The following is a 17,034-nucleotide window of genomic DNA, read 5'->3' as shown; positions in this document are numbered from 1 at the left end:
GCAACCAGGCTCAGTCGGCATTGACGCCGTTGAGGATCGAGCCGAGCTTGTAGGTGCGCAGCTCCAAGGGCTCGATGCTGGCGATATCGACCCGGATCAGCTGGCCGATCTTGTCCGCGACCGACATGCGTTTCAGCAGCGCCTCGATCCGAGCGTTCGCGGTTTGCCAGATCTTCGGATGCGCTATCGGCGTCACCGCGGACTACGCGAGAAGCGCGACCGTTAACGTGGAAACTTGGCCTACAACGTACTCTCCCCCGGGGCGGTAGGCGTCATCCGTGCCTCGGAAGCCCTGCTACCGGCTTAGCGCTACGACGTGCAGATCGTTTGGCTATTTCTGTGTCCATATCTCCGGGTGCGCGTCGATATAGGTTGATAGCGCGATAGTAATCCGGGCGTCGTCCGAGGTCGACGGGTGGGCGTGACAGCCGGTGAAGGCGATGCCGGCGACGGGAATGAAGCCTATGTTGCGTTCGCCTTCGGCTTTGAGGCGCGAAGCGACCTTGCCGACTTCGGATGCGATTTCGCCGTTGGCCATATCGGTGGCCCACAGGACGACGTGCGCGTTCGGGGCATGCTCGCGCAGGCGTTTGACGAAATCAACATAATGCTGCTCGTAATCGGCGTGCAGTGCGTCGCGCGTTTTCCATGGCTCGCCGGGGTGGAGTGGCGTGGTGAAGTCGTTGGTCCCGAGCGCGATCACAAACAGGCGGGGTTGCCAGGCGGGGTCGGCATAGCTCTTAGCCTTGTCCAACAGCGTGAACGGGTAAGCGGTCGGGACGGTATCGGCGGCCATGCCGTCATAGTTGCGGACGATGCCGCGGCCGGAGATCGCGTTGACCTGATAGTCCGCGCCATAGCGGCGGGCGGTCAGAGCGGGCATGGCTTGGGCGGTGTCAGTGCTCGCCCAGACTTCGTCTTGCGTGCAGTCGCGCCGGGTCGAAATATTGCCGTAGCCGACAGTGTGCGAGTCGCCGATAAATTCGATTTGGCGGGCGCGGATCGGCGCGGGGAGGGGGCGTGTCCCGGGGGCTGCGTAGAAGCCGCCGAAGACGGTGGGCGCGGACTGGCTTTCGCTGGCGACGTCAACGCGGATCGTGTGGCGACCGTTGGGGAAACCGGCGACGCGATAGAGCCCCGGCTGGGGCTTGACGAGTTTGGCGACTGGGGCGCCATCGACCGACACATGCAGGATGATGTCGCCCTGGCCGATCTTCAGCAGCGCGCTTGGGCCGCGGAACGCCGACTCGAAATACGTGCCCGGCCATTGGCGCCTATACCCTTCCGCGACCCGCTCGACGCGTCCGCCGATATGGACCGGGAGGGCCGCACCGGCTTTCGCGGTGGTCGGTGTCAACGTTGGCGAAGCGGCGATCGCCGACGTCGACAGGAGGGCCGTGGCAAACAGCCCGAGGATCGCTTTCATGCCTTCACCTTCAACCATGCGGGGAGTTCGTCCCTGGTGACATAGCGTTTTGATGCGTAGTCACGGTGTAGCTGGTCCGCCGTGTTCAGGTCGGTACCGGTCAGCCAGCGCGTGTGCCACGTCATGAACCAGAGCCAGTCTGCGGTGGGGCCGAGCAATGCCGGATCGGGGACTGGGCCGTTCTCGTGCAGGCAAACTGGAACCGTGTCGCCGACGATCGCCTTCACCTGCGCGAACATGGCTGCGAGATTGCCGTGGTCGTTAGCGTAGATATCCGCGCCGGCGACATCGACCGTTGCGTCCCCGGGATACCAGGCGGGGTCGACGTTCTGGCCCGCCCAGCCGAGCACCCAGATGAGGTTGTCCAGGCGGTGGACGCGCGTGAACTGGTTGTACATCAGCGCCCAGAGCGATTTGAACGCATCGGGGCCGTGCTTGCCCCACCAGAACCAGTCGCCGCTGAACTCGTGAAACGGGCGCCACAACACCGCCACGCCGCGGTCCTGAAGAATGGCAAGCAGGCGCGCGACCTCCGTCATGTCGCGCATCATCGCACTGTTCTGCGGCGTACCGGGTTTGAGCGCGGCCGCGACGTCGAAATCCTTCTTCGAATTCTCGTAGCCAGTGCCGATATCGGGTGCCCCCCAATGCCAGCATAAGGTGACGATGCCGCCCGAGCGCGCCCAAGCAGTCGCCCGGTCGTTCACCGCATCGTTATCTCGCGGGTCGATATAGTCGAGCCCGAGGATAGCGGGGAGCTTGCCCGTGACCCGCTGGAGGTAATCGAGTTCACCGCGCGGGTTGGGCGGCGCGGATCCCTGTTCCTGCTGGCCGGTCAGTGTCTTGCGACCATACTGGCCCCACAGATACGTATAAAGCTTTCGCGCAGTCGGCGAGGCATTCGCGTTGCTCAGGGTACGGTCCGGCACCGTTGCCAGTGACGGTATGCCTTGCATCAAGCCTATCGCCGCCGTCATACCGAGCGTCTCGCGTCGGTTGAGCATCAGAGTCCTGCCATCACGGCGGCGTGCGCGCGGATCACGGATTGCGTGGCGGCGTCACTGTCGAACACGCCGTACCAGCCCTGCGGTTCGTGCGGCGGGTCGCCCATGTATCCGAGGTCGCCGCGCTGGAAGCGGTGATCGGCATGCGGCGTGCGCGCTTCGCCGTTCCACGCCCAGAAGTTCGAGCCCACGAGCGGTCCACCGGCCTTCGCGTTTGCTTCGATCGCCGCATATATCTGACGGTAGAAGCGGTCCTTGTAGACGGTTGTGATGGTGGGGTCGTAGGCGGTCCTGCCGTCGCGCGGATAACCGAACTCCTCGATCACCAGCGGCTTGCCCAGCATTGTCGCAAGCCGGATATGCGTGTCGATATAGTCCGCCACCTTCGCCGCGCCGGCGTCATAGGTACCGGCGAGGTTCCCCGAATCCATCCAGGTCCAGTTGTTCGGCCAGATATGCGTTGTGAGGTAGTCTATCGACGGCGAGCGATGCGCGGCGAGTACGACGTCCTCGCGTTCGATCGAGCCCTTCAGCCCTTCCGAGCCAGTCGAGACGAGGTGATTGGGATCGAGCGTCTTGATATAGCGGGCGGTCTCGTCGATCCAGCGATAGAAGTTCGGAAGATTGGGAATGGCAGCCTTGTCACCGCCCGCGGGGCGCGGTTCGTTTGCCAGTTGCCACGCCATGATGGTCGGATCGGCGGCATTGGAGACGCCCGTGACGCTGTTCGTGCGCGTGACGACCGCGCGAATATAATCGCGGTACATCGTCTGCGCCTGGCCGTTGGTATAGAACGCCGCGTTCCAATCGGCGAACTCGGGCCAGGGGTGTGCGGGGTCGTTCATGTTGATGAACCTGCCGCCATTGACCCACGACAGATACGTCATCATTCCACCTGACCATTCCCAAAAGTTGGTCAGGTAGATGACCCCGGTCATGTCGCGCTTCGCCATCTCGGCGAGCGTCCAGTCGAGGCCCTTGAGCAGATCCTCGTTGTAGGTCGCGGTCCTGTCGCGGAACCCCGGCGTGATCGAGTTCTTAAGCGGCGACATCTCGGCCGAGCCCAGGATGCGCAGGTTGCGCACGCCGAGCGCTTTCAATCGGTCCAGCTCGCGCGCAAGTCGTGCACGATCACCATAGGCGGTGTCCGCGCCAAGCCACGCACCGTACCAGATATTCGCGCCGACGTAGCGATACGGCATGCCGTTGCGCTCGAAACCGTGCCCGTGGACCGTAACGAACGATGAAGGCTCCGAACGGCTACCAAGCCTGTTGATCGGAAGATGCGCCGTATTCGTGCAGGCGGCGACAAGAGCCACACCCGCGAGCAACGCTGCGCGCCTGTCGATTACCGCCATGCCATCCCCCTGTTACGCCTATTTTTCCGCGACCGATCGCATCGGTCCGTGTCGGAACGACCTTAGGATTGCGCCAGGCTCCGCGCCACCGCGGAATGTACTCACCGGATGAATTCCGTCGGCCAAAGCGAGGTCCGGAATGACCGGCGTAACTGAGTGGTTGACCGAACGGGTCCTTGCGACGCCAGCGTCTCGCAGCGACCAACTACCGGCTTCACTACTAAATCTACATATGCTGAATATCTGTAATGTCCCGTGACCGTCGTCCTTCGAAACAGATGCTGGTGCTGTTGGCCGCGATGTCCGACCACCCAGCGGAATGGCGACACGCGTATGATCTGATGAAGGATACCGGTGTCCTGTCCGGTACGCTCTATCCGCTGCTCATGCGTATGACGGAGCAAGGGTTACTGGACGCGGCATGGCGCGAACCCTTGCAGGCGGGACGACCTCCGCGTCATGCCTACCGGCTGACGTGTGTTTGGGTGATCGTCGTCGCGAATGGGGGCTTGCGATGCGGGGCGAATTCGAAGCGTCGATCGCCGACGGCGAGCCGCTGCCGTTTGCGTTGGGCTGTCTGCTGGCAGCTTGGCGCGCAAGACTGGCGGACCCGGACGGGCGTTTGGCGCTGGCGAGATATTTGCTGGTGGTCGGCCTGATCCTCCCGCTGGCCGTCGGCGCGATCGTCGGCTTTCCGTATCTCGATTTCGCGCAGGGCAATGTCGTCGGTATTCTGGCTGTTGGCGGCGCGCCGTCGACCCTTCTCGACGACGGCAACCGGGCTGCGGCGTCGTCGCTGTCGATGGTCGTGTTCTTGCTGGCCAGCATGAGTGTTCGCATCGCGTGGTCCATACTGGATCGTAATTGGGTGCGTGTTGCAGCGATCGAGCGCTTTGCCGGGGCAGCGACGTTGACGCTGATGATGGTCGTCGGGCTGCTCGGTTTCGATGAAACCCGGATGATCTTGCCGATCCCGGGTTTCGTCGCCCAGCATGTCGTAGTCCTAATGCTGATGCAATGGCATTTGCGACTGGACTGGGAGACGGCGACAGCACACTATCAAGACTAGCTAAAGGCAGTCCGATCGACACGGTTGCTTCCGTCGGCACGCAAAAGGTAGCAAACCATGCCGTCGCCTACGAGTATGCATCGGGATACTATAAGGGCTACTCGCATAACCGCCGCAACGTTTTTGTTGTGCTGGTCGGCGGCGGCCATTTCCCAGTCTGGGCGGCCTTCGACTGTACCGGCCACAGCCGAAGCCGAAACCGGGCCATTACAAGATCGATCTGAAGCGTCGGAAGCCCATCCCGATATCGTCATCGTCGGCAAACGAGGTCAGGTCGACACTGCGATCCAGCCGCTGGCGACGCTCGATGCCGGGGTAATAACTGCCACCGGCGTGACCTCGATCGCCGAGTTGCTGCGCACGATCCGCGGCGTGATCCAATCGGGGGACGGACAGGATCCGATCTTCCTGCTCAACGCGCAACGCGTGTCGGGATACCAGGAGATCGGCAACCTGCCGCCGGAAGCGATCGAAAAGGTCGAGGTGTTTCCCGAGCCGGTCGCGCTTCAATATGGCTATCCGCCGACCCGGCGTATCGTCAACTTCACCACCAAGCGCCGGTTTCGCCAGCTGTCGTTGAAGCAGGCCGTCGGCACGTCGACGCGCGGCGGTGCCGACACTGCGAACGCGCATATCGATTATACGCGCCTGCAGGGCAACGGTCGCCTGACGCTGTCGCTGGACGCGCGGCATAGTGATGCGCTGTTGCAGACACGGCGTCGCGTCCTGCCGGATCCGGACGTGCCGTTTGATGCACACGGCAATATCACCGGAACGCTGCCGGGGGGCGAGATCGATCCCGCCTTACCCGCCCTTGCGGGGCAGTTCGTGACGATCGTCACTGTGCCGAACGCGCCTCTGCAGGTTGGTTCGGCCAACCTTGGCAGCTTCGTGGCGGCTGCTAATCGGCCGCGGCTGTTCGACCTGTCGCCGCTGCATACGCTGGCGCCGTCGAACGACACCTTGCACGGCGAGGCGGTGCTCGCCAACCGGATCGGGCGCGGGCTGTCGGGCTCGTTGACGCTGACGGCGGATCACAGTCGCGAGCGTACCGTGTTTGGCCCGGCGAGCGCTGCCTTGGTCATTCCTGGCGATAATCCGTTTTCGCCGTTCAGCCGCGATGTTCTGCTCCAGCGCTACCTCGTCGAGGTACCGCCGCTTAGGCAGCGCACCGATATCACCACGCTGCACGCTGGCAGCGTGGTGCGCGGTGCGTGGCGGGGGTGGCAATGGGACTGGACCGGCACGCTTGATACGCAATACAAGGCCGGCATCGTCGGCAAGGCGATCGACACCACGGCGGTCACTGCGGCGATTGCCGCGGGTTCCGACCCGTTTCAACCGTTCGATGACGCACTGCTTGCCATTCGTCTGGTCGATCGAACGGTCCAATCAACCTATGGTGCCGGCACAAAATTCGTCGCGACCAACCGCCCGCTGCGCCTCCCAGCCGGCCGCATTACGCTGACGGCCACGGTTGAGGGCGGGCAGGTCGGCACGGACAGCAGGACGCGCGGTGCCACCCCGTCTGCGGCGGCGTTCGATCGAAGCCGGATCGAGGGGGCGGTCGCGTTCGACCTGCCGATCGCGTCGCGGCGCGAGAACGTGCTGCCATGGGTTGGCGAGCTGTCGGCCAGCGTCTCTGCCACGGTCCGTCACGTCGGCGGGTTTGGCGATCTGTCGGACTCGACGCTGGGCGCCAACTGGGCGCCGTTCGCGGGTCTCCAGCTGTTGGCGCAGATCAAGCGGTCTGCCCCAGCGCCGACTCTCGATCAGCTCGCCGCCCCGCAGATCTCGGCGCCTCAGGTTCCGCTGTTCGACTTCGGAACCGGCCGTTCGACGCTGGTCACGGTGTTTGTGGGCGGCAACCCCGCGCTGTCCGCCGAGCATCGCCAAACGCGCTCGATCGGCGTGACCGTGAAGCCTTTTGCCAAAAGCGAGTTGCGGATCGGTGCGAGCTACGAGACAACCGACATACGCGACGGGATCCAGACCATCTTTGCAATCACGCCAGCCGCGCAGGCGGCGCTGCCTAACCTATTCGCGCGAGACGGCAACGGCGCACTGGTGTCCGTGGCATTCCGGCCGATCAATATCTTCCGGGAGCGGAAACGGACGCTGAACGTCACGCTTGCCGCCAACGGCCAGCTCGGTCGCGCTAGGCCAGCGACGACACCGGGCGGGCGCCCGCCCGACCGCCCGACCTTTTATGGCGGTATCGGCCCCACGGTCCGCTTCGTCGACCGGGTCGAGCTCAGGCCGGGCTCGCCGACGCTCGATCTGCTGGAGGGCGATACGCTGTCGGGCGGTACCACGCAGCGCCTTGCCGGCTATGGCTATGGGGGCCTCAGCTACCTCGGCAATGGCGGCACTTTCGACTTCTACTGCACCGGCGGGGCGACCGTTCGTGGGGGGAGCGCCCCAACCTCCTTAAAATTTGCGCCCTTGTGCAAGATCAACGTCACAGGCTCGCTTAGCATCCATCATTTCCTTTTACGCCAGAACTGGACCCGGCAGCTCGGTTTGAAGCTTGAAGTCGTCAATATAACCGATTCGCGCCAGCGCGTACGCGACGCAAACGGCGTCGTTCCCTACCGCTATCAGCCGGATTTGCTTGACGCGCTCGGACGCAGCGTCGTGCTGTCGCTCCGCAAACTGTTTTGATGGCGATGACGGCTGCTCAACACGCAGCTTGGCGTGGTCAGTCTCGCTGGACTGGCACGCAGCGCTGATGCGCGTTGTACTGCTTACCCTTGGGACGGCGCCGAAAACCGGGACAGTGTCCTCCCGCCTGGTCTCAGAAACATATCCGATCTGGAGCATGACTCGAGCCTAAACCATTGTTCGCTTTCGGGGCAGTGGGACAGGGGGCTCGAATGTTATCTATTGGGTCAAAGCGGGTTCGGTCAGACGTCCGCTTTGGCCAGGGGCTCGCCCAATTCTTTCAACCATTTCGAAGCATAACCGAAAGATCAACCGAGGTGCGTTGTTTGAGAGCAGCGAACATGCTGCTGGCGACGAAAATCGAGTCAATAAGTCAAGTCTGCCTCGAGTCAGAACTTGGCTGTGTCGGTAGTAACGCGTTAGAAAACTTTCACATGATCGCCTTTACTCTCGGTTCATTCGCATGAGCCTAGATACCTTCCGTCCGATGATTTTATTATTTGGAGCGCATCAGTCGACCTGAATCTGCAACCAGGAGCGCGAGGATTACTGCGCCGCCGACAACCTCTATAACGGAGAACAGCCAGAAGCCCGGCCATGGCCCTTCGCCCGCCGCGACGAACTGATGAGGATCGCTCGCCAGGAAGCGGACTGGTATCCGTGACCCGACAGGAAACTTCCGCATCGCATCGCAGCCGACCACAGAACCATTGAATACTATGTCAAGTCTCTCAAACTGGTATTCGACTAGACATTTGCCCTTGGCGCGCCCGTCCGAACGGCTGACCGTCGCCAGCACGATTTCGCCTTTATCTATCACTTGGAGCCTCCTCGCGTTGCGATCCAGCACAATCCCTCCCGAGACGAGGCCGATGACGAGGAAGATGGTCGGCAGCAGGGCCACCTGAGGGATGCGCCGTTGTTTGGGACGCCAGCCTAGGTCGTGCCGGAGATGATCGCGATATCGACTGACGAACGGTCGCATAGGGATGCGCACCGCGAGAAAGTTGAGCACAAACGCGACGATGAACGCTGGAATGACGGCATAGTAGGCCCAAATCCCAAGTCCCCCGAACAGAAACTCCCAGGCCACGGTCAGGCAAGCCACGCCCCAAACAGCAAAACTTGTCGTCTTTGCGGCTTTTGCGATCAACTGCTGGTTTGATACGGCGCTGTCGAAGTCAGACCGCGGCACCGCGATGCGCTCGCGGGAACCTGGCGGAGCGAAGTAGATCAGACCGTCCTCTTCCTGGAAGTTCCGAGTAAAGGCGTTGCCGAGGGAGTCCGAGGCGTATGGCAATGTTCCGGTTCCATGTATTATCTGACCGTTCCGCTCGAACGAGCGGTGCTCTTTTCTGTGAAATCCTCCCAAAGGGAAAACCGCAACCGTCGCCTGCCGAGAAAGTTTTGAAAAGCCGCCCAGTTTCTCGCTCCAGTACGCTCTTACGGGAATGGCGGAGAATGGTAGTTAGCAGATTTCCGATAGGAGACCGTTAGCTGATCCTCCATAGACCACTAGTCGCCAACACTCACGCGCTCGGCGGCCTGCTACGATCGATCACAATTTTGAAGGTTCCGTCACATCTTAAGACATAAGAGCAATGATGCCAGTCTACCTGACCCTCTTCGAGCATGTCCCGTCTGAGGGCGGATAGAGCATCATTGACGGATCGGTTCACGGATCTCTCGCCTTCCACCCCTTCAACGAGCGTGCCGTTATGCACGATATCATAGCGCCTCTGTATCCAATCGTCATGGACTTCCGCCACGACCCTTATTTCGGACACAGAACCAACGAGCATCGGCGCGATTGCGATACCGATGTTTTCTAACTGACGGCTACTTTCCATTCTGCGCTCCCTCCGTCAATTATTGTCGCGACCACCTTCTCAATGTTCCCGTATAAAGGGAAGTGATCCCAACTGGATGGATCCAACTGCGCGCGTCCATTTGGGAACTGCGGCTTAAAAGGCATCGGCGTTCTCGGAATCGATCCCTTTGGAGAAAGCCTGGCGGTCAGAGGGAGGGGCTCGGCGTCCTAACGTCACTCTGGCCGTGGACGGGAACAAGCGGCCGGAGTCGGGAGCTGAACCGACGCTTTGAGCGTCCGCTTCTGGGTCTTCCCCGTCGCCCCCGCCGATCTCGTACCGGCAGCGTGACCCACACATGCTCTGTGTCGGTCGGTAAAGCGTGTGAAGTCTTGTTTCGCGGCGACTGCAGGACTTCCGACCGAGCCCCCGCCTTAGAGCAAGAACATGGGGCGGATCAGTCGAACATCGCATGATCGGGCTTTTATGGCGCGCTCCTTAAATCGCACACTTCCGCTCGCAGGTTGGTGCCGGGTTGCGGGCCTCTGCTCACGAAGCCGAGATAGGTTTTCGTCGCCAGGTCGTAGCGCTTCCAGTTTGGAAGCCCTGCTGCGCTGGGTGCGCCGGTGCGCGCGAAGGCCAGCCAATAAGCCTGCATCGGCGGCGCGCCGGCTTCAAGATCCTGAGCGCTTTGCATCACGTAGCGGATCTCGCTGCCGTGGGTCACGGGCTTGGCGTCGGGGGCGGTATAGTCGAACTGATATTGCCACACTGGCTGGCCAGCGCGTGCCCGAGCAGCGGAAACCACCGTCACCGGGCAGCGGAAGTTTATGTCGTTCGACAAAATCAGGCCGAGATCGCCCAATCGCGGATCGGCCACCGGAGTCGCATTCACCCCGTACGCTTTCCGCGCGAGCGCAGCGTTGCTACCAAACGCGTCCGCGATTGCTTCGTCGGCACGCGATATGCCGCCGTGGAGCGTCAGCTCTCTCGCGTTGCTGCCGATGATCAGCGGGGCGGGGTTGCCGCCTTTTGCCAAAATAGTCGCGGGGGTTTCGGTGAGAAAGCGGCCGTCGACGATCGCCTGAAGCCAGATGAAGCTCTTGTCGGCGAGACCAGGTACGTCGATCGCCTCGCTCGCGGCGATCAGCGTGGCGACGGGGAGTGCGCGCAGCGCCGCAGCCGTCTGCGCGATGCCTGCCTTGGCCGCGATCGCCATGCCAAGGCGTTCGTTCTCTACGAGGCTGCGGGGTGGCGTGCCGAAGCCCGGTGTGCCGCTCTCCTCGATTGCCTTAGCGAACAGCCCGCGCGATCCGGCGCTGAGCAGGTGCAGGCCGACATCCATCGCCCCGGCGCTCTCGCCGAAGAGCGTGACGTTGGCGGGATCGCCGCCAAAGACCGCGATGTTGGCGCGCACCCAGCGCAACGCCGCCTGCTGGTCCATCAGTCCGTAATTGCCTGATGCGCCGCCGCCTTCGCGGGTCAGTGCCGGGTGCGAGAGAAAGCCGAGCGCGCCAAGCCGGTACTGGATGCTGACGAGCACCACGCCCTTGCGTACCATTCCGGACTGGATCGTTCCTGAACCGCCCCCCGCATAGTTGGAGCCGCCATGGATCCAGACCATCACCGGCAGCGGCTTGCCTGGCTTGAGATCCGGCGTCGCGACTTCGAGGTACAGGCAGTCCTCGCTGGCGAAGCTTGCCGCCTGCGTGTTCCAGCCGCGATCGACCTGCGGGCACGACGCCGCCGATTTGGTCGCGTCGCGCGCGTGCGTCCAGCGCCGCATCGGCTGTGGTGGTTTCCAGCGGAGAGGGCCGATGGGCGGTGCGGCATAGGGGATGCCGCGGAACAGGTTGCGGCCGTCCTCGGTGACTTCGCCGCGCACGGTGCCCTGCTGCGTCGGAACGACTGTGGTGGCGGCGAACAACGCGGCGAGCAGGATCACTTGGCAATGGCCACGCGTGTCGGCGCTGGACGCGACAATGCCGCCTTGAACGCGCGCTCCGCGACCGGCGCCATGACTGCATAGCCCGCCGGCGTCGGGTGGACGTGATCCGACGACAGGCCTTCACGCATGCCCAGCGTACCGGGCGCGACCAACGCGGACCAGTAATCGGCATAGGTCGAGCCCGTCGCCGCCGCATAGCCCTCGAGCCACGCATTCATCGCCGCGATCTTGCTGCCCGTGTCGAGACCCGGACGCCACGGATACTGATCGGCTGGCGGGATCGAGGCGAGGATGACGCGGATGCCATTGGCTTGTGCCAGTTCGGTCATCGCGCGGATATTGGCCTTGCTCTCGTCCGGTGTCATCGGTCCGGTGTTGAACGCGATGTCGTTGGTCCCGGCCATGATCTGCACGACTGCGGGCTTGAGCGCGATAACGTCGGCGGGGAAGCGCACGAGCATCTGGGGCGTGGTCTGACCGCCGATCCCGCGACCGATCCGGCCGCCCTTGAAGAATGCCGGCACCTGATCGAACCAACCTTGCGTGATCGAATCGCCGATCAGCACGATCCGCGGTTGGCCTTTGACGGGCGCACGCATCGCCGCATTCGCTTCACGGTATCGGCCGAGATAGGCCCAGTCGGTATGCAGCCGCTCCTCGGCCTCCTTCGCCCATTGCGCCTTCTGCTCGGGCGTGGGGTCGGCGGCGAAGGCGGGGCATCCCACGGCAATGGTAAGCGCGGCAAGCAACAGACGGCTCGGTTTCATCATGTTTCCTCTATCGGATCGGCACGAGGCGGATTGCGCCGCCGCCCGATCCTGCAAGCTTCAACGTCACCGTATCGCGTGCAGTGACGATACGACTGGTGGCGACGACATCGGTCGGGCTCGCGCCGTCCTGCCAGATCGTGGCGATGAAGCGTCCGCGGCCGAGAAAGTCGAGCGGCACGTCTAGGACGCGCGGCGTCTCGTCGGTCATCGCGCCGACGAACCAATCCTTGCCCGATCGGCGCGCAGTCACAATTTGCTCGCCGATCGCTCCCGACACGACACGCGTCTCGTCCCAACTTGCAGGCACCGCACGCACGAAGTCGAACCCCACCGCGCCCGCATAATTGTCGGGGCTGTCGGAGACACCCATGAACGGGCTGTCAAAGACGACGTACATCGCCAGCGCCTGGCCGCGCGTCGTTTGCACCATCGGCGTCTGCGGCTCGATCCGGAACGTCCCGGGCGTCGCATTGCGAAAGCCGCCCGGTGTATAGTCGTACGGCCCGGCCAGCCCACGCGTAAATGGCAGCGTGACATTGTGTCGCGCGGTGATCCGCCGCGTCCACTTGTTGTATTCGGCGCCGAGCACGCCCTCCTGCGTCAGGAACTGGGGCCAGGTCCGCGTCGCGCCGGTCGGATGATACGCACCGTGTAGGTCCAGCATCAGGTGATGCGCGGCACTCGCTCTGAATATGCGTTGGTAGAAGTCGACGATCTGTTGGTCGCTGCGGTCCATGAAGTCGACCTTGACACCCTTGATCCCCATCGCGGCATAGTGCGCGAACGCCGCATCCATCTTCGCATCGAGCACGCGCCAGTTCGCCCAAAGCCACAGCCCGACCTTTCGGTCTGCGGCATAGCGAACGAGGCTGGGCAGGTCGATCGTGGGGACGACCGTCATGATGTCGGCGCCTGGATAGACCACAGGCCCGCCGCCGCTGTTGATGTACCAGCCCTCGTCGATCAGCATGTAGGGCAGGCTGTTGGCCGCGGCAAAATCGATATACGCCTTGATCGTCGCGTCGTTCATGCCCGCGCCGCCGGGGAGAGCCCTCAACGTCGGACCGTTCCACCAGTCCCACGCAGTTTTGCCCGGCTTCACCCATGCGAAGTCGCCCTTCGGGGCCGGGTTGAGGCTGGTCAGGATCGTCGACTCGATCAGTTTGCCGGGCGTGTCGGCGAGCATGACGACGCGCCATGGCGTAACGAGGCCGGTAGTCCGGACATTGGCCTTAACAGCGATCCCGGGATCATCGAGCCGCGGCGTCAGGCGTGTGGCGAAGCCGAGCGCCCCGGTCTCGCGCCCGGTCAAGTACGCGCCTGCACAGTCGTGCAGATCGGCGTCGGTGATTGCGAAGCTCGTATCGCCCGCACCGGTGCGACAGGTGACCGGCATCTCGAATAGGTTGTGCGGACGGACCTGCGACGCCTGAACCGGGTCGTATTCGCCCTCGTGGCTGGTGTCGAATCGTCCGAGGTTGAGACCCCAGCAGCGATAGTCCGCAGGGAAGGCGAATTCGGTCAGTTCACCCGAAAGCCTGAGGTCGGTGAAGCCGGGCTGGACGGGCAACCGGTAGCGGAACGCGACGCCGTCGTCATAGACGCGAAAGACGATATCGAGCCGCCGCCGCGCGCCGCCGGTCTCAGTCAGGTTCAGCGTGAGTTCGTTATAATGATCGCGCGCGATGGAGGTCTTTCCTGCGATCAGCCGATAGCGGGTGTCGACGCTGGTCCGCACAGCGCCGGTGACATTAGTCTCGGGACCGAGTTTCTTGTACGCCTCGAACGCGAGGCCGAGCGGGGACATGTCGATCACCGGACGGCCGTGGACCGCGATCGCGTAGGTTGGCCCTCTGGTTGCCGAATCCTGGCCGATCGTGACATCGATCGCGCCGTTCGGGGACTGGAGATGGCGATCCTGCGCCGCGGCAACCGCGGGTGCTGCAAGCAAGGTCAGGGCGGCGAGGATCTTCATCGGCTCAGCGGACCTTGACGGCGGCCGGCATCACGTTCCAGCCGCGCAACGCCACCGTCGTCCTGCCCTTCGTCGCGGAGGCCGGGTAGCGGATCTCTATTCGGCGTTTGGCGCCCGGCAGCAGCGAGACGTAGTTGTCGGTGAAATACGCCGGCAGGACCTGCGTCCCGTCGGCGTTCATCACCGTCAGCTTGGTCGCCAGCGCGGCGACGCCGCCCGGATTGGTCAGATCGAGCGTGGTGGCGATCTCGTCGCCGTCGCGGTGGCTGGTCGCGGTCGATGTGAGGCGTACCTTCGCCATCTGCGTCATGCCGCCATAGGCGGCATCGTCCGCCCCTTGCCAATAAACGTTCTGCGAGACGGTCTTGCCCGCGACGTCGGTCACGTCGAGCGAAACCAGCACCATGCCCTGCGCCAGCAGCGGCGTGAGATCGAGTGTGAAGGCGTCCGCGACCAGCCCGGCGCCGGCGCTGACGGTCGCGCGCTGGTCCGTCAGCACGCGGTTGTCGAGCGACGTCACCCTGGCGTGGACGACAGCGCCCGTCAGCGCCGGACCGTTGTTGACCAGGACGATCTTGTGGTCGGGCAGGTTCATCTGGACGTGGACCGGCTCCGAGGCCTTCTTCGTTCCGTAGAACGCAGCATGCGTGTCATAGTCGGACGAGAAGATCTGCCACGCTGACGATGGCCAAGCCGGCTGCGTCATCCACAGCATCCTTGCGGAGTTGGTGGTCCACAGCCCGGCGTTGAAGCCCTCGAAGATCGCGCGATAGGAGTCGTACTCCATCATCTGCGCCTTGCGTTCGAAGTCGGGCAGGCTGGTCCCCGCGCCATAGCGCGTCGCCAGCGTATCCATGTACGTCTTGACCGCGCCGTTCCCGGTCTGGTGCCAGTCGTGATACGCCCATGTATCGCCGATCGGCCACAGGGCAGCCTTTGGGATTGCCCGCGTCCAGGCCTCCAGGGTCGGGAAACTGGGCGTGCCAAGCTCGACCGAAAAGCCCTTGGCGTGATCGGTGAAATAGGTCGATTCCGGCCGCCAGTTATACGGCCCGCTGTTTTGCAGGTTCACGCGGTTCGACGAGCCCATGTACAGCCGCGTACCGTCCTCCCGGTTGATGATCTGCTGCAACGCCTCGTTCAGGATCGGCTGCGGCACGCCCTCGTTGCGGCCGAACCAGACGACGATCGAGGGATGGTTGCGGAACCGCTTCACCACGTCCTCGGCATTGGCGGTGAACAGCGGCACGTCCTGTGCCTCGATGTTGTAGTCCTGCGTCGATTCCCAGAAGTCGTTGAGGATCATCAGCCCGTGCTCGTCGGCGAGATCGTAGAACGTCTCTTCGGTATTCTGGCCGACCCAGTTGCGGATGATGTTGAGGTTGGCATCCTGATGCAGCCGGAAGAACGGGAGCAGGCGCGCGCGCTCGGTCCGCTTCATGAAGTCGTCCATGCCGATATTGCCGCCACGCGCGGCGATCCGCACGCCGTTGACCTTGATCAGCAGATACGGCGCGAGGCCCGCATCACCCGCGACCGGCGTCACCGCGGGCGACGCCTCCGCGCCGGGGACGAGCGAGGCTGCCCAGCCATTCTCGGTCTGGCGGATGCCCTGGTGCGTGCCGTCGACGATCTGCGTATGTAGCGCGCGCGCCTTGGACAGGTCGATGCCGACGCGGCGCAGCGTATCGGTCTTGTCCATCAGCGAGATCTCGTACGTCACCTGCCGCATTCCAAAGCGCAGCGTCTTGGTGTCCGAAACCGCACCGCCGACCACGCTGGTCAGAGTCAGGTCATGCAACGCGGGGGCGCCGTATCCGTTCGGCCACCACAGCTTGGGATTGCGCACCGCCAGCGTCGGGAACTCGGTGGGGGCCATCGTCACGTTGGCGCTCGCATAGGCGGCTAGCGCGACCGTCTTGGCCACGGTGACGTCATCGAAGGTCGCAGTGACAGTCGCGGTCGTCGGCTGGTCGGTCAGGTTACGGACCGGAACGGTGATCTCGACATTGGCCAAGCTGTTGTCGGCGTTCGGCAAGGTCGTCACGACCTGCGCATCCCCCAGCGCCGCCGGTCCGGTCGCGATCAGATCGACGCCCTGCCACAGCCCGGTGTTGCGGTCGCGGATCGAGGGGATCCAGTCCCAGCCCTCGGTTGCGACGAAAGTGGGACCGTCGAGCATCTGCATGCCACCATTCTCGCCGACGCCCGCCGTCATCGACTCCTCGTGCGCTATGCCGGGATGCGGTGGCGGCGAGACCTTGACGGCAATGACGTTGCGCCCCGGTGCAAGCTTGCCGGTAACGTCGAACCGTCCGCGGATGAACGCGCCCTTCATCGTGCCGAGCAGCGCGCCGTTGAGCCAGATCTCGGCGGCGTAGTTCACGCCCTTGAAATTCAGTTCGAGATGCTTGCCGAGCGTGCCGGCCGGAACGTCGATCTCGGTGCGATACCAGTAATCCTGTCGCGCAAGCCGCTCGGGAATTGCCATGTTGTTTAGCCCGAAGGCGGGGTCGGGATACACGCCGCGATCGACCAGTGTCGTCAGCACGGTGCCCGGCACGGTGGCGACGTACCATGACTTCGCGTCATAGCCGGCGCGCGATACCGTCGCGCCGTCCGCCTTCACATCGGGGGCTTCGGCGAGCCGCCAGCCGGCGACGGTCCATAGCCCGGGTGACCGCTGCGTCAGCGCCGAACCTGCTAGCGCCGGCTTGGCAACCGGCTTCGACAAGGGCGCGCGACTGCGGGGAAGCGTGGCCGGATCCTGCGGAGCGACCTGGCCGAGCGACTGGCGGACCTGCACCGGCCATTCGGACCGGATGGGGTCGCGCTCGGCATACCCAGCGGGAAACGGAGCGGGCGGTGCTGTCTGGGCGACTGCCGTTGACGCGAGCAGCGAAGCAAGCGCGGCGGCGCTAAATATGCGGATTGAACAGTCGGTCATCAGTCATCCCCTTTCGGCAGCCGGATCTCTGGCCGGGCTGCACGATCGAGCTCTTAAAAAGCACG

General features: G+C 63.6%; 12 protein-coding genes and 1 pseudogene. 3 read left to right on the top strand and 10 right to left on the bottom strand.

Going from position 1 to position 17,034, the window contains the following annotated elements; translation table 11 throughout:
* Positions 1-10 precede the first annotated feature (10 nt).
* The 4 genes from EV283_RS19455 to EV283_RS12225 all read right to left on the bottom strand — a co-directional run bounded on the left by EV283_RS19455 (position 11) and on the right by EV283_RS12225 (position 3,632).
* Entirely contained in the window at positions 11-196 is a 186-nt protein-coding gene (locus EV283_RS19455) for a hypothetical protein (RefSeq protein WP_130325704.1), read from the bottom strand.
* Between the two features lie 135 nt (positions 197-331).
* Positions 332-1,426: an SGNH/GDSL hydrolase family protein gene (locus tag EV283_RS12235; protein ID WP_165391777.1), complete on the bottom strand. Its 1,095-nt coding sequence runs from the start codon at positions 1,424-1,426 to the stop codon at positions 332-334.
* Positions 1,423-2,355, bottom strand: coding sequence for a glycosyl hydrolase (locus EV283_RS12230; protein WP_242615939.1), 933 nt, complete (start codon positions 2,353-2,355; stop codon positions 1,423-1,425). The genes EV283_RS12235 and EV283_RS12230 overlap by 4 nt, the downstream gene beginning before the upstream one ends.
* A gap of 74 nt (positions 2,356-2,429) precedes the next feature.
* On the bottom strand, positions 2,430-3,632 hold the full coding sequence (locus tag EV283_RS12225) for a mannanase (RefSeq protein ID WP_207223121.1): 1,203 nt from the start codon (positions 3,630-3,632) through the stop codon (positions 2,430-2,432).
* A 404-nt stretch (positions 3,633-4,036) separates the two neighbouring features.
* Between EV283_RS12225 and EV283_RS19615 the strand changes: the two are divergent.
* The 3 genes and pseudogenes from EV283_RS19615 to EV283_RS12210 all read left to right on the top strand — a co-directional run.
* Positions 4,037-4,252 (top strand): annotated as a pseudogene (locus EV283_RS19615) (PadR family transcriptional regulator); the annotation flags it as partial.
* A 50-nt stretch (positions 4,253-4,302) separates the two neighbouring features.
* Positions 4,303-4,857 carry a hypothetical protein gene (locus EV283_RS12215; RefSeq protein ID WP_242615971.1) on the top strand — a complete coding sequence of 185 codons (555 nt, stop codon included), beginning with the start codon at positions 4,303-4,305 and terminating at the stop codon, positions 4,855-4,857.
* Positions 4,858-5,190: 333 nt separating this feature from the next.
* On the top strand, positions 5,191-7,521 hold the full coding sequence (locus EV283_RS12210) for a hypothetical protein (RefSeq protein WP_130325696.1): 2,331 nt from the start codon (positions 5,191-5,193) through the stop codon (positions 7,519-7,521).
* 496 nt (positions 7,522-8,017) lie between these two features.
* Here EV283_RS12210 and EV283_RS12205 read toward each other — a convergent pair whose 3' ends face one another.
* The 6 genes from EV283_RS12205 to EV283_RS12180 form a co-directional block, all read right to left on the bottom strand.
* Positions 8,018-8,821 carry a hypothetical protein gene (locus EV283_RS12205; RefSeq protein WP_130325694.1) on the bottom strand — a complete coding sequence of 268 codons (804 nt, stop codon included), beginning with the start codon at positions 8,819-8,821 and terminating at the stop codon, positions 8,018-8,020.
* Positions 8,822-9,050: 229 nt separating this feature from the next.
* Positions 9,051-9,371, bottom strand: coding sequence for a hypothetical protein (locus EV283_RS12200; RefSeq protein WP_130325692.1), 321 nt, complete (start codon positions 9,369-9,371; stop codon positions 9,051-9,053).
* Between the two features lie 442 nt (positions 9,372-9,813).
* The gene (locus tag EV283_RS12195) at positions 9,814-11,274 is read right to left on the bottom strand and encodes a carboxylesterase family protein (RefSeq protein WP_165391776.1); all 1,461 of its coding nucleotides are present in this window, start codon (positions 11,272-11,274) and stop codon (positions 9,814-9,816) included.
* Entirely contained in the window at positions 11,271-12,047 is a 777-nt protein-coding gene (locus tag EV283_RS12190; protein WP_347400217.1) for a GDSL-type esterase/lipase family protein, read from the bottom strand. The genes EV283_RS12195 and EV283_RS12190 overlap by 4 nt, the downstream gene beginning before the upstream one ends.
* Positions 12,048-12,054: 7 nt before the next feature.
* Positions 12,055-14,022 (bottom strand): glycoside hydrolase family 97 protein, encoded by a 1,968-nt coding sequence (locus tag EV283_RS12185; RefSeq protein WP_130325688.1) that lies wholly within the window; start codon positions 14,020-14,022, stop codon positions 12,055-12,057.
* A 4-nt stretch (positions 14,023-14,026) separates the two neighbouring features.
* The gene (locus EV283_RS12180; protein WP_130325686.1) at positions 14,027-16,969 is read right to left on the bottom strand and encodes a sugar-binding domain-containing protein; all 2,943 of its coding nucleotides are present in this window, start codon (positions 16,967-16,969) and stop codon (positions 14,027-14,029) included.
* Between the last annotated feature and the right edge of the window lie 65 nt (positions 16,970-17,034).

The organism is Sphingomonas sp. BK036 (assembly GCF_004216825.1).
Lineage (GTDB): Bacteria > Pseudomonadota > Alphaproteobacteria > Sphingomonadales > Sphingomonadaceae > Sphingomonas.
Note: the sequence above shows the minus strand (reverse complement) of the source record. Positions and strands in the feature narration are given on the sequence as shown.

Excerpts from the sequence above, each read along its gene's own strand:
- EV283_RS12235 (WP_165391777.1), bottom strand. The coding sequence starts at position 1,426 with ATGAAAGCGATCCTCGGGCTGTTTGCCACGGCCCTCCTGTCGACGTCG.
- EV283_RS12225 (WP_207223121.1), bottom strand. The coding sequence starts at position 3,632 with ATGCCGTATCGCTACGTCGGCGCGAATATCTGGTACGGTGCGTGGCTT.
- EV283_RS12215 (WP_242615971.1), top strand. The coding sequence starts at position 4,303 with ATGCGGGGCGAATTCGAAGCGTCGATCGCCGACGGCGAGCCGCTGCCG.
- EV283_RS12200 (WP_130325692.1), bottom strand. The coding sequence starts at position 9,371 with ATGGAAAGTAGCCGTCAGTTAGAAAACATCGGTATCGCAATCGCGCCG.
- EV283_RS12190 (WP_347400217.1), bottom strand. The coding sequence starts at position 12,047 with ATGATGAAACCGAGCCGTCTGTTGCTTGCCGCGCTTACCATTGCCGTG.
- EV283_RS12185 (WP_130325688.1), bottom strand. The coding sequence starts at position 14,022 with ATGAAGATCCTCGCCGCCCTGACCTTGCTTGCAGCACCCGCGGTTGCC.
- EV283_RS12180 (WP_130325686.1), bottom strand. The coding sequence starts at position 16,969 with ATGACCGACTGTTCAATCCGCATATTTAGCGCCGCCGCGCTTGCTTCG.